Below are 12990 nucleotides of genomic sequence, written 5' to 3' on the forward strand. Positions count from 1 at the left end.
TAGAGCCGGAATTCCGATCCCGGCTCTGCTCGTCTATTGAAAATGATTTTTAAAAAAGCAACGGAAGTAACGCAATGACGACAACGGTGGCAAAGACCGGCACAGTGCCGGACTATGACTACAAGATCGTGCGCCAGTTCACCATCATGTCCGTGGTCTGGGGTATTTTTGGCATGGGTATGGGGGTGCTGATTGCCGCCCAACTGGCCTGGCCGGAGCTGAACGACTTCTGGCAGCCCTTTTCCCACTTCGGCCGCCTGCGCCCGCTGCACACCAACGCGGTGATCTTCGCCTTCGGCGGCAGCGTACTCTTTGCCACTTCCTACTACGTGGTGCAGCGCACTTGCCAGACGCGCCTGTGGGGCGGCTGGCTGATACCCTTCACCTTCTGGGGCTGGCAGGTGGTGATCATCTCCGCCGCCATCACCCTGCCGATGGGCTTCACCTCCACCAAGGAATACGCCGAACTGGAGTGGCCGATCGATATCCTGATCGCGCTGATCTGGATCGCCTATGCACTGGTGTTCTTCGGCACCATCGCCAAGCGCAGAACCTCCCACATCTATGTGGCAAACTGGTTTTTCGGTGCCTATATCATCACCATCGCCGCGCTGCATATCGTCAACAACCTGGAAATCCCGGTCTATCCGTTCAAGTCCTACTCCATTTTCTCCGGCACCAAGGACGCGATGATCCAGTGGTGGTACGGCCACAACGCGGTGGGCTTCTTCCTGACTGCCGCCTTCCTCGGCATCATGTACTACTTCGTGCCCAAGCAGGCCGGGCGCCCGATCTATTCCTACCAGTTGTCCATCGTGCATTTCTGGGCGCTGATCTCCATTTACGTCTGGGCCGGCGGTCACCACCTGCACTACTCGGCGCTGCCGGACTGGACCCAGAGCCTGGCAATGGTGATGTCGGTCATCCTGCTGGCACCCTCATGGGGCGGCATGATCAACGGCATCATGACCCTGTCCGGCGCCTGGCACAAACTGCGTACCGACCCCACCCTGCGCTTCCTGGTGGTATCCCTGTCCTTCTACGGCATGTCCACCTTCGAGGGGCCGATGATGTCCATCAAGACGGTCAACGCCCTGTCCCACAATACCGACTGGACCGTGGGCCATGTGCACTCCGGTGCCCTGGGCTGGGTGGCGATGATTTCCATCGGCGCTCTCTACCACCTGGTGCCGGTGCTGTGGAACCGCAAGGAGATGTACAGTGTGAAGCTGGTCAATGCGCACTTCTGGCTGGCGACCGTCGGCACGGTGCTGTACATCGCCGCCATGTGGGTGAACGGCATTACCCAGGGCCTGATGTGGCGCGCCTTCAACGCCGACGGCACCCTGACCTACAGCTTTGTCGAGAGCGTGATTGCCAGCCACCCGGGCTACGTAGTGCGCTGGATCGGCGGCTCCCTGTTCCTGCTGGGCATGCTGCTGATGGCGTACAACGTCTTCCGCACGGTGACCGACTCAGAGAACGCTGCCCGCGAAGACAACAGAGTGCAGCCGGTAGCGGCATAAGGGAGGTCAGATAGTGAAAAACCATGACATAGTAGAAAAAAACGTCGGCATCCTGATCGTTTTCACCTGTATCGCCATCAGCTTCGGCGCCCTGGTGGAAATCGTCCCGCAGTTCTTCACCAAGGCCAACAACGAGCCCATCGCCGGCCTCAAGCCGCTGGGCCCGGTCGAGCTGGAGGGGCGTGATATTTATATCCGCGAGGGCTGCCACGTCTGTCACACCCAGATGATCCGGCCGCTGCGTGCCGAAGTGGAGCGCTACGGCCACTACTCCATGGCTCAGGAATCTGTTTACGACCACCCCTTCCTGTGGGGCTCCAAGCGCACCGGCCCGGACCTGGCCCGCGTCGGCGGCCGCTACTCCGACGAGTGGCAGCGGGCGCACCTCTACAATCCGCGCAGTGTGGTGCCGGAGTCCATCATGCCCGCCTATCCATGGCTGTTCGACAACACGGTCACCGGCGAGTACACGGCCCGCAAGATGGAGGCCCTGCGCGCGGTGGGCGTTCCCTACACCGACGAGGACATCGCCAACGCGTCCAAGCCCTTCGTCGGCGGCCGCGTGAAGGAGATCGATGCACTGGTGGCCTACCTGCAGCAGCTGGGCACCGTGGTGCAGCAGAAGCGTTAGTGGGGCTTGCATGATTGACATATTGCGACAAATTGCCGTCGTCCTGGGAGCCCTGGCGTTCCTGGGCGTTTGCTGGTGGGCATTTTCCCCCAGGCGCAAAAAGCGCTTCGAGGAGGATGCCAAGCTGCCGTTCGAGGACGAAGAGCTGTCTCGAAAGTCGGCCGAAGACGGGGATAAGAAACAAGAGAAGGGGCAGGACAAAAAATGAGTACATTTTGGAGTGTTTGGGTAATTGTGCTCACCCTCACCAACCTGGCACTGGTCACCTGGATACTGTTCGCCAACCGCAAGGTGGCGATGGATGACCAGGCGGATCCGGAGAACCGGACCACCGGCCACGTCTACGACGGCATCGAGGAATACGACAACCCGCTGCCCAAGTGGTGGTTCATGCTGTTCGTGGCCACGCTGGTATTCACCGCCGCCTACCTGGTGATCTACCCGGGCCTGGGCAACTTCAAGGGCATTGGTGGCTGGACCTCCGTGGGTGCTCTTGAGAAAAGCGAAGCCAAGGCGCAGGAAAGATTCGACGAGACCTTCGGTCAGTATGTGGACATGCCCATAGAGCAGATCGCCGAAAACCGCGAGGCGCTGAAGATGGGCGCGCGCATCTTTGCCAATAACTGTGCGGTCTGCCACGGCGCCGACGGCGGCGGCAACTACGGCTTCCCCAACCTGACCGACAGCGCCTGGCTGTACGGCGGTACGCCGGAGAAGATCCTCGAGACCATCCACAACGGCCGCCAGGGGCAGATGCCGGCCCAGGGACCGGTGATCGGCGAACAAGGCGTGAAGAACGCCGCCGAGTATGTGCTGTCCCTGAACGGCCTGGAGCACGACGCCGCGATGGCCGCCGAGGGGCAGAAGATCTTCGGCACCGTGTGCATGGCCTGCCACGGTATGGACGGCAAGGGCAACCAGGCCCTGGGCGCCCCCAACCTGACCGACAATATCTGGCTCTACGGCAGCAGCCGCGAGCAGATACAGCACACCATCCGCGGCGGCCGCAAGAACCAGATGCCGGCGCAGAAGGACAAGCTGCGCGAAGACAAGATCCGCCTGGTGGCGGGCTACGTCTACAGCCTGTCCCGACAGGACGAAGTAGAACAGTGATCGGTGGTCAGTGACCAGTGGTCGGTGGCGGCGGGCCGGCGATGGCCCGCCGTGCCAATTGAAGGAGTCCGGCGGGCAGGGAAGAAAAATAAAAGCCTCATACGCAATGAGATCTGCCCTTTCGCTATTTTTGGCACGGGCACTGTGAGGTTTTTGTGAACGACAGAATTCCCTCCATTGAGGAGCAGGACGGCGACGGCCAAGTGCGCTATCGCATGCTCTACGAGTCGGAAGACAAGGTCTATATCCGTCACATCCGCGGCTTCTCCACCCGTATCCGCAAGTACACTGGCCTGCCGCTGCTGGCGCTCTTCTTCTTTATTCCCTGGTTCAATATCGAGGGTCGCCAGGCGGTCCACTTCGACCTGCCGGCGCGCCAGTTCCACGTCTTCTGGACCACCTTCGGTCCCCAGGACGGCTTCCTGCTCGCCTGGCTGCTGATCATCGCCGCCTTCGCCCTCTTTGCGGTCACCACCTGGCTGGGGCGGGTCTGGTGCGGTTACACCTGTCCGCAGACCGTCTGGACCATGATGTTCATCTGGGCCGAGCGGATCTGCGAGGGGGACCGCAACCAGCGCATGAAGCTGGACGCGGCGCCCTGGAGCGCGAACAAGGTGCTGCGCAAGGGCGGCACCCACGCCATCTGGCTGCTGATCTCCCTGGCCACGGCGCTGGCCTTCGTCGGTTATTTCTACGGCATCCGCGACCTGGTCCTGGACCTGGCCAGCTTCGACGCCCATCCCCAGGGCGTCTTCTGGGTCGGCTTCTTCACCTTCGCCACCTATTTCAATGCCGGCTTCATGCGCGAACAGGTGTGCAAGTACATGTGCCCCTACGCGCGCTTCCAGTCGGTGATGTACGACCAGGACACCCTGGCGGTGCACTACGACGCCAAACGAGGCGAGACCCGCGGGCCGCGCAAGAAGGGCATCGACTACCGCGCCGAAGGCCTGGGCGACTGCATCGACTGCTACTGGTGCGTGCAGGTGTGCCCGGTAGATATCGACATCCGCGACGGCATGCAGTACGAGTGCATCAACTGTGGCCTCTGCGTGGACGCCTGCAACAGCGTGATGGACAAGATGGACTATCCCCGCGGCCTGATCCGCTACACCTCCGAGGACGAGCTGGAGACCGGCAGGACCAACTTCCTGCGCCCGCGCCTGTTCGGCTACGCCTTCGTACTGGTGGCGATGATCGGCCTCTTCGCGAAGCAGGTCATCACCCGCAGCCCGATAGAGGCGGAGGTGCTGCGCGACCGCGGCGCGCGCCTGTACCGGGAGTACCGCGGGGATATCCAGAATGTGTACACGGTCAAGATCAACAATATGGACCAGGCGCCGCACGAGTTTTCCATCAGCGTCGAGGGCGTGGCCGGCTACGACTACTCTCTGCGCAGGCCGAGGGAAATCTACCTGGAGGCGGGCGAGATATACGCTGTGCCCATTCGCGTGAGCGTGCCCAAGGAGCAGTTGAAAGCCACCAAGCACGATATTCTTATCGTCGTGCAGGCGGTGGATAAGCCGGAGCTGATGGACAGGCACCAAACGGTGTTTATCGGGCCGAAACAGTAGTCTTTCGGGACTGGGGTCTGGGGATTCGTGATTCGGATTCGGGAAAGAATGCCACAGCCTGATGCGAAGGCCCTGATGCCGGTGGCCATTTGGGAAATGTTTGCCGATGAGGCTTTTTCCCAAATGGCCACCCGCAGCAGGGCCGCCCGAGCCCCTCTTATCTGGCAAAGCGTGCGAGTAGTTACTTTTTGATGAACACGATGAACGAACAAACTTCTAAACCCTGGTACCGCGAATTCTGGGTCTGGCTGGTGTTGTCGCCGCTGATCCTGGTGGTGGCGGCCTCCGCCGTGATGGTTTCCATCGCCGTGCGCCACGCCGACGATACCGTCAGCGACACCTACTACAAAGACAGCCGCATGTACCACTTCACCGCCGACCAGGACCAGCGGGCGAAGGCGCTGGGGCTGGCGGCCATGGTGCAGTTTGAGCGCGCGGACAGCAGCCCTGAACGCCTGAACAATAGCCTGATCCTCGAGCTGAACGGCGACCTCGAGTACCCGCCGCGGCTGCTGCTGACCCTGAGCCATCCGGTGGAGGCGGACCTGGACCGCCATATCCTGCTCGAACAGCTGTCCACCGGCCGCTACGCGGGCACTGTCCCCGGAGAACTGCGACACCGCTGGTACCTGCGCCTGATGCCGGAGCTGAACCCGCAACAGCACCAGAAGGCCGAGTGGCGCCTGAAGGGCGAAATCAATTTCGACCTCGGCGACGCCGCGCCCCTGAACCCCGCCATTCAATGAGTTCCACCGCCTGCTTCCACTGCGGCCTGCCGGTACCTGCCGGCAGCAACCTCTCGGTGCGGATCGACGGCGCCGAGCGCCCCATGTGCTGCCCCGGCTGCGAGGCGGTGGCCGGGGCCATTGTCGCCGGCGGCCTGGACAACTTTTACCGCTACCGGGACAGCCGCAGTGAGCGACCCGAGGAGGCGCCACAGCAGCCGGACCGGTGGGCCGCCTACGACCTGGCGGAAGTGCAGCGGCAGTATGTGCACCAATTGGATGAGGGGAAAGACGAGCTCAAACTCGCCGGCCTGCTGATCGGCGGTATCAGTTGCGCCGCCTGCGTGTGGCTGATCGAAAAACACCTGGGCCGGATCGACGGCGTGCAGAAGGTCTCGGTCAACGCCGGCACCCAGCGCGCGCAGGTCTGCTTCGACCCCGATACCGTACAGCCCAGCCGCCTGTTCGCCGAACTGGCCCGCATCGGCTACCGCCCGGCGCCGGCCACCGCGGCCAACAGCGAGGGCATGATCCAGCGCGAACAGCGCGCCGCCCTGCGCCGCCTCGGTGTCGCCGGCCTGGGCACCATGCAGGTGATGATGTTCGCCATCGCCCTCTACTTCGGCGCCAGCAGTGGCATAGAGTCGGAGCTGGAGCGCTACCTGCGCTGGGTCTCCCTGCTGGTGGCGACACCGGTGGTCTTCTACGCCGCACGCCCCTTCTTCACCGCCGCCTGGCGCAGCCTGCGCGGCCGCAGCCTCAGCATGGACGTGCCCGTGTCACTGGCCATAGGGCTCGCCTACGGCGCCAGCCTCTATGCCACCGTCTTCGACACCGGCGAGGTGTATTTCGAATCCATCTCCATGTTCACCTTCTTCCTGCTGCTCGGCCGCACCGTGGAGATGCGCGCGAGGCACCGTGCCGGTCTCGCCAGCGGCGGCCTGGCACAGCTGCTGCCGCTGACCGCGACAAGGGTCGAGGGCGATGAAGAGCGAAGCGTTCCGGTGGCGGCGCTGGCGGAAGGGGACACCATACTGCTGCGACCCGGCGACACCATTCCCGCCGACGGCGAGGTGATCGAGGGCGAGAGCGGCGTGGATGAGTCCCTGCTCAGCGGCGAGTCGGCCCTGCAGCGCAAGAATATTGGCAGCCCCGTCTATGCCGGCAGCGTCAACGGCGACTCCTCGCTGCTGGTGCGGGTGACTGCCGCCGGCCAGGCAACAAGGCTGTCCGCGATCGAGCGCCTGGTGGAGCGGGCGCAGTTGGAGAAGCCGCAGCAGGTGGCATTGGCGGACAGGGTCGCCGGCTGGTTCGTCGGCCTGGTGCTGCTCGCGGCCCTGGGTGCCTTCGCCGTCTGGTGGCAGCTCGATCCCTCCCGCGCCTTCTGGGTGGCGCTGTCGGTACTGGTGGTGACCTGTCCCTGCGCCCTGTCGCTGGCGACCCCGGCGGCCCTGGCGGCGGCGACGTTGCGCCTGCAGCAGATGGGCCTGCTGGTGGCCGGCGGCAATCTGCTGGAGACACTGCCGGGTATCGGCCGTGTGGTGTTCGACAAGACGGGCACCCTGACCCGCGGCGAGCCGCGCATATTGGAGGTTCGGATACTGCGCGACGGCTGGAGCGAACAGCGGGTAAAGGACACTGCCGCGGCGCTGGAATCCCAGAGCAACCACCCCCTGGCCAGGGCCTTCCGTGCCTGGCGTGGCAATTTGCGGGCCAGTGAATTGCGGGTGCACGCCGGGCGCGGCCTGGAGGGCAGGGTCGGCGGCGAGCGCCTGCGCCTGGGGCGCGCGGATTTCGCCGTGCAGTTGACCGGGCAAGCGGTGCCGGAAATCCCCTCCGCCGAAGGCCAGTGGCTGCTGCTGGCCGATGCCGCCGGGCCCATCGCCTGGATAGCCCTGGGAGACAGTCTGCGCGCCTCGGCAAAGCCGGCGGTGGAGCGGCTGGAAGAGGGCGGTCTGCAGGCCGAGCTGCTGAGTGGCGACCAGTCCGCCGAGGTGGCGCGCCTCGCCGATGCCGCCGGCATCCGCACTTTTCGCGCGGGCGCCTCGCCGGAGGACAAGCTGGCGCACCTGCAGCAGCTGCAGCGGAATGGCGACAGGGTGCTGATGGTGGGCGACGGCCTCAACGACGTGCCGGTGCTGTCCGGCGCCGACGCCTCGGTGGCGATGATGTCTGCGGCGGACCTGGCCCAGTCCCGAGCCGACGCGATTCTGCTGAACGGCGACCTCACCGTGCTGCCGGCCGCCATAGACCTGGCGCGCAAGAGCCGGCGCATAGTGCACCAGAACCTGGCCTGGGCCCTGGGTTACAATGCGCTGGCGCTGCCGCTGGCGGTGTGTGGACTGGTGCCGCCCTGGGCGGCGGCGATCGGCATGTCGATCAGTTCGCTGCTGGTGGTCCTGAACGCATTGCGTCTCTCCCGAACCTCTGTAATGGTGCGCACGGCGCACCCTACCGTCACATCCCCCGCGTAGGGTAGGGTGCGCCGCACCGATAGTCGGAGTTAGCCTTGGACAGCCTCTATTTCCTGATCCCCATCGCCATTCTTTTTATCGGCATCGCGGTGAAGCTGTTCTTCTGGGCGGTGAACAGCGGCCAGTACGACGACCTGGAAACCGAGGGGCGCCGCATACTGTTCGACGACGACGCGAGCCCTCCGAAAGAGAAGGGGGAAGACTAGTGGGGGACTGGGGGTTCCTGGCCGCGGCGCTGGCCATCGGCTTTCTCGGCAGCAGCCACTGTATCGGCATGTGCGGCGGTATCGCCGGCGCCCTGGGCATGGCGGTGCCGGGGCGGCAGCCCGCCTGGGGGCAGCTGGCCTGCTATTCCGCCGGCCGTCTCGGCAGCTACACCCTGATGGGCGCCTTGGCCGGTGCCCTGGGCGCGGCGGCGCTACCGGCACTGACACCCCTGCGCCTGGCCGCCGGCCTGATGCTGGTGGCCATGGCGCTCTATATTGCCGGTATCTGGCGCGGCCTGGTATGGCTGGAGAAGGGCGGTGCCCATCTGTGGAAATATCTGCAGCCGCTGTCGGCACGTTTTTTACCGGTGCGTTCCGCACCCCAGGCGCTGGCGCTGGGCTCACTCTGGGGCTGGTTGCCCTGCGGACTGGTGTACAGCGCGCTTACCTTTGCCCTGGCCCAGGGCAGCGGCCTGCGCGCGGGGCTGGCGATGCTGGCCTTCGGCCTCGGCACTGTGCCGGCCATGTTTGCCACCGGTGCTGCAGCGGTACGGGTGCGGGGCCTGGTGCAGAAGCCGGCGGTGCGCTTGCTGTTCGCCGGCGCGATACTGCTGTTCGGGCTCTGGACACTCTGGGGGGCTCTGGGACATGGGAATCATGGCAGCCACGGCGGCCACGGCAATCTGCCCGCAGCCGAAACCAATAGGCACGGCCACCACCATCACCACTGATCGATTAGTGGCGCCATTTCTCTCTGTAGAGTCAATTTTGCGCCAGCTTCCCTACCTCACCCAAAAAGGGCGCAAATTTTTTTCATTTTCTGTGTGAATCCCGGCATTTATTGGCGCACATCGTCTGGTGTCAAAACTTAATTGGGGTTATCTTCTGTTGCGTACAAATGACAGCGTTATCATTTATGCTCGGGTTTCGGAGTTCTGATCGGGGAGCCGGTACGCGGGGTGCGCCTTTCTTGGACACGGGCTAAGCGGCCCCCCGTGAATACATCCCCGTAGGCTTGGCGGCGAGGTCCCTCTCGCCGACAGTCCCAGAAAGGCGCACCCCGCACCGGCTTGTGCCATCGGCAGGCGCCGCCAACTTCCCAAACTTGATGTTCTGATGACAGCGCTGTCTGCGCAAGCATCGTACGGTGCCGTGTAGTCCCTTTGCAGGCAGAGGGGAGTCGCCGCAGCGGCCGGAGGGCCGCCAGCGCAACAATTTGTACTTTCGTATCGACACGGCTCGCTGGGGCGGTATCGAAGAAGTGCAGCAGTTGTGGGGTCGCGGCGTTCTGTCTCGCGGGGGTATCTGCGTCTTGTCTCGCCGTTGGCCTTTTCGGACTCAATCCAAAAATAACGGTGACAACCATGAAAATAATGACCTCTTTACGGCTGGCGGCGGTTGCGCTGCTCGGCCTCCTGGCAGGACAGGCCTACGCCTACGATTGCGGCGGCGTCCCGGTCTATGTGGACGGCTCCGCCTACAGCACGGGCGATATAGTGCAGAACTACGATGTGGCTTACCGCTGCAAGGTCGGCGGCTGGTGCAGCCAGGGTGGCGCCTACGAGCCGGGCGGCAGCGCCGGCTGGGCCTGGCCGGAGGCCTGGGAGGACCTGGGCGCCTGTGACGGCGGTTCCTCTTCCTCGTCGAGTTCCAGCAGTTCCTCCTCTTCTTCCAGCAGCTCCTCCAGCAGCAGTTCCGGCGGCTCCTCTTCAGGCGGCAGTGGCGACTGCGGCAATCTGCCGGTGTGGTCCGCATCCGAGGTCTATGTGGGCGGCGACCGGGTCCAGCACAACGGCAATGAATACGAGGCCAACTGGTGGACCCAGGGTAATGATCCGGAGCAATACTCCGACCCCTACGAGGAGTGGACACTGATCGGTGCCTGCAGTGGCGGCGGCTCCAGTTCCAGCTCGTCCGGCGGCAGCTCCAGTTCCTCCAGCTCCTCCTCCTCGAGCAGTTCCAGCTCCGGCGGCGGTTCTTCCAGTGGCGGCGAGCGCCTGGGCGCCTACTTCGTGCAGTGGGGCGTCTACCAGCGCAACTACCACGTGAAGAACATCGTCACCAGCGGCTCCGCGGAGAAGTTGACCCACATCTTCTACGCCTTTGGCAATGTGCAGAACGGCCAGTGCACCATCGGCGACTCCTACGCGGACTACGACCGCTTCTACAGCGCTGCCGAGAGTGTCGACGGTGTCGCCGATACCTGGGACACCGGCGCCCTGCGCGGCTCCTTCAACCAGTTGCGCAAGCTGAAGCAGATGTACCCGCATATCAAGGTGCTCTGGTCCTTCGGCGGCTGGACCTGGTCCGGCGGCTTCGGGCAGGCGGTGCAGAATCCCCAGGCCTTTGCCGACTCCTGCTACAACCTGGTCTACGACCCGCGCTGGGCAGACGTCTTCGACGGCATCGATCTGGACTGGGAGTACCCCAACGCCTGCGGCCTCAGTTGTGACAGCAGCGGCTTCTCCGCCTTCACCAACATGATGTCAGCCATGCGCGACCGCTTCGGCAACAAGCTGGTCACCGCGGCCATCACCGCGGACGGCAATCCCGGCGGCAAGATGGACCAGGCGGACTACGCCGGCGCGGCCCAGTATGTGGACTTCTACAACGTCATGACCTACGACTTCTTCGGCGCCTTCGACGCCGACGGTCCCACGGCGCCGCACTCGGCGCTGCACGACTACCAGGGCATCCCGATCGCCGGCTTCTATTCCGACAACGCCATCCAGGCGCTGAAGAACAAGGGCGTCCCGTCCAGCAAGCTGGGCCTGGGTATCGGCTTCTACGGCCGCGGCTGGACCGGTGTCACCCAGTCGGCACCCGGCGGTTCGGCTACCGGCGCAGCCCAGGGCACCTACGAGGCCGGCATCGAGGACTACAAGGTGCTGAAAGACACCTGCCCGGCCAACGGCACCGTCGCCGGCACTGCCTACGCCCACTGCGGCAACAACTGGTGGAGCTACGACACCCCGTCCACCATCGCCGGCAAGATGCAGTACATCGCCGACCAGAAACTGGGCGGTTCCTTCTTCTGGGAACTGTCCGGGGACACGGCGAATGGCGAACTGATTGAAGCCATGCACAGTAATCAGTAGATTTGGTTGGGACTCGGGATTCGGGATTCGGGATTCGGGACCCCGGGACCCGGGAAAGAACCCGAAAGCTCGAAGTGAAGGCCCTGATGCCGGGGGCCTTTTGCGGGACTGTCAGCGAGAGGGACCTCGCTGCCAAGCCTCCAGGGATGTATTTAGGGGGGGCGCCTAGCCCGTGTCCCGCAAAAGGCCACCGGCAGCAGGGCCGCCCCGAGGCCCGATAAGAACCGACCCCCGAAAAAGCTACTGATTACTTGGCCGTGATATGAAAAAGAATAAAAAGCCCGCGGCGGCGGAAGCCGTTTCCTGTCCTGAAGCACCCACCAGCGTGGCCATCAACCTGACCGCCCTGGCGATTTCCCTGCTGGCGGTGGTGTGGCTGCGCGAATACGGACAGCAGCTGCCGTCACGCACCGTCGGCCTGGTGGTGGTCTGTGTGGCGCTGGCGCTACCGATCATCCTGCTGGAGTGGCTGTTCCTGAAGCCATACCGCAATGCGTCCGCCGGGCTGGATTTTTCCCGGCCGCGCAAGCAGGGCGGCGGGCGGCGCACGGCGGTGAAGCTGCTGGGCTTTTATGCCAGCGTGGGCCTGGTGGCCCTCGTCTACTGGCTGTTTCCCGAATATCACGGCTCCTTTTACGACAATTATTACGCGGTGGTAAAGGCGGCGCTGCCCTGGTGGCTGTTGCTGGCGGTGCCCTATTTTTACTGGCTCGACGGCCATATGCTGAAGCCGAAGGACGGCTATTGGCACCTGGGCAGCTGGCTGCTCGGGCGCCGCGGCGACATCGACGGTCGCGCCATAGGCCAGCTGCTGCTGGGCTGGCTGGTAAAGCTGTTCTTCCTGCCGCTGATGTTTGTCTACCTGGGCAACAATCTGACCACACTGCTGAATTTCGACTTCACCCGTTTGGCGGGAAGCTTCAAGGCGGTGTTCGATTTCACCTTCAACTTCCTCTACTACATCGACTTGCTGTTTGTGACCGTGGGCTATGTGTGCACCCTGCGCCTGTTCGACTCCCATATCCGCACTGCGGAGCCGAGTTTTCTCGGCTGGGGGGTGGCGCTGATCGGCTACCAGCCGTTCTGGAGCACCTTTTCCGGTACCTACCTCAAATACGATGAGGGCCCGGCCTGGGGTTACTGGTTCTGGGATACGCCGCTGGTGTACGGCTTCTGGGGCAGCGCGATTCTGTTGCTGATCGCTATCTACGTGTGGGCCAGCGTGCCCTTCGGCATTCGCTTCTCCAACCTGACCCACCGCGGCATCCTCACCAACGGCCCCTATCGCTACACCAAGCACCCGGCCTATATCAGCAAGAACCTGTCCTGGTGGATGATCTCCATGCCCTTTATGGTCAGCGGCAGCGCCGGTGAGGCACTGCGGCACTCGCTGCTGTTGTTGATGGTGAACTTCATTTACTTCATGCGCGCGCGCACCGAGGAGCGGCACCTGTCCTGGGATCCGGACTATGTCGCCTACGCGCGCTATATCGAGCAGCGCGGCCTGTTTGCGTTTATCGGCCGGTGGTTCCCGCTGCTGCGATTCAAACCCGGAAGTTTATTCAATACAGGCGGCCAGCCCGACAGGCGGGGCCGGCTGCGCCCGGCGGTATCGGGGCTGGCGACAGATTAAAGGCAAAAAA

At 63.7% G+C, this 12990-nt stretch carries 11 protein-coding genes; all 11 read left to right on the forward strand.

The features are described from left to right. Window positions 1–74 precede the first annotated feature (74 nt). A complete protein-coding gene (ccoN, locus tag AC6R19_RS19590) occupies window positions 75–1526 on the forward strand; it encodes a cytochrome-c oxidase, cbb3-type subunit I (RefSeq protein WP_500581547.1) in 1452 nt (483 codons plus the stop codon). A gap of 13 nt (window positions 1527–1539) precedes the next feature. Continuing rightward, complete coding sequence (gene ccoO, locus AC6R19_RS19595; protein ID WP_500581548.1) at window positions 1540–2157, forward strand: cytochrome-c oxidase, cbb3-type subunit II; 618 nt, start codon at window positions 1540–1542, stop codon at window positions 2155–2157. 10 nt (window positions 2158–2167) lie between these two features. Next, entirely contained in the window at window positions 2168–2365 is a 198-nt protein-coding gene (locus AC6R19_RS19600) for a cbb3-type cytochrome oxidase subunit 3 (RefSeq protein ID WP_500581549.1), read from the forward strand. After that, on the forward strand, window positions 2362–3270 hold the full coding sequence (gene ccoP / locus AC6R19_RS19605; RefSeq protein WP_500581550.1) for a cytochrome-c oxidase, cbb3-type subunit III: 909 nt from the start codon (window positions 2362–2364) through the stop codon (window positions 3268–3270). Before AC6R19_RS19600 ends, ccoP begins: the two co-directional genes overlap by 4 nt. A 155-nt stretch (window positions 3271–3425) precedes the next feature. After that, the gene (gene ccoG, locus AC6R19_RS19610) at window positions 3426–4844 is read left to right on the forward strand and encodes a cytochrome c oxidase accessory protein CcoG (protein WP_500581552.1); all 1419 of its coding nucleotides are present in this window, start codon (window positions 3426–3428) and stop codon (window positions 4842–4844) included. Between the two features lie 200 nt (window positions 4845–5044). After that, window positions 5045–5590 carry a FixH family protein gene (locus tag AC6R19_RS19615; RefSeq protein WP_500581553.1) on the forward strand — a complete coding sequence of 182 codons (546 nt, stop codon included), beginning with the start codon at window positions 5045–5047 and terminating at the stop codon, window positions 5588–5590. After that, window positions 5587–8043, forward strand: coding sequence for a heavy metal translocating P-type ATPase (locus AC6R19_RS19620; protein ID WP_500581554.1), 2457 nt, complete (start codon window positions 5587–5589; stop codon window positions 8041–8043). Before AC6R19_RS19615 ends, AC6R19_RS19620 begins: the two co-directional genes overlap by 4 nt. 35 nt (window positions 8044–8078) lie before the next feature. Then, window positions 8079–8249 (forward strand): cbb3-type cytochrome oxidase assembly protein CcoS, encoded by a 171-nt coding sequence (gene ccoS, locus AC6R19_RS19625; RefSeq protein ID WP_500581556.1) that lies wholly within the window; start codon window positions 8079–8081, stop codon window positions 8247–8249. Next, entirely contained in the window at window positions 8249–8980 is a 732-nt protein-coding gene (locus AC6R19_RS19630; protein ID WP_500581557.1) for a sulfite exporter TauE/SafE family protein, read from the forward strand. Before ccoS ends, AC6R19_RS19630 begins: the two co-directional genes overlap by 1 nt. Window positions 8981–9613: 633 nt before the next feature. Next, on the forward strand, window positions 9614–11347 hold the full coding sequence (locus tag AC6R19_RS19635) for a glycosyl hydrolase family 18 protein (RefSeq protein WP_500581558.1): 1734 nt from the start codon (window positions 9614–9616) through the stop codon (window positions 11345–11347). Window positions 11348–11609: 262 nt separating this feature from the next. After that, window positions 11610–12980 (forward strand): isoprenylcysteine carboxylmethyltransferase family protein, encoded by a 1371-nt coding sequence (locus tag AC6R19_RS19640; RefSeq protein WP_500581559.1) that lies wholly within the window; start codon window positions 11610–11612, stop codon window positions 12978–12980. Window positions 12981–12990: the final 10 nt, after the last annotated feature.

Source organism: Microbulbifer sp. SE14, assembly GCF_059834885.1.

What these genes read in the sequence shown, in the direction of transcription:
- ccoN (WP_500581547.1), top strand. Translation starts at nt 75, where the DNA reads ATGACGACAACGGTGGCAAAGACCGGCACAGTGCCGGACTATGACTAC.
- ccoP (WP_500581550.1), top strand. Translation starts at nt 2,362, where the DNA reads ATGAGTACATTTTGGAGTGTTTGGGTAATTGTGCTCACCCTCACCAAC.
- AC6R19_RS19600 (WP_500581549.1), top strand. Translation starts at nt 2,168, where the DNA reads ATGATTGACATATTGCGACAAATTGCCGTCGTCCTGGGAGCCCTGGCG.
- AC6R19_RS19615 (WP_500581553.1), top strand. Translation starts at nt 5,045, where the DNA reads ATGAACGAACAAACTTCTAAACCCTGGTACCGCGAATTCTGGGTCTGG.
- AC6R19_RS19620 (WP_500581554.1), top strand. Translation starts at nt 5,587, where the DNA reads ATGAGTTCCACCGCCTGCTTCCACTGCGGCCTGCCGGTACCTGCCGGC.
- AC6R19_RS19635 (WP_500581558.1), top strand. Translation starts at nt 9,614, where the DNA reads ATGAAAATAATGACCTCTTTACGGCTGGCGGCGGTTGCGCTGCTCGGC.
- AC6R19_RS19640 (WP_500581559.1), top strand. Translation starts at nt 11,610, where the DNA reads ATGAAAAAGAATAAAAAGCCCGCGGCGGCGGAAGCCGTTTCCTGTCCT.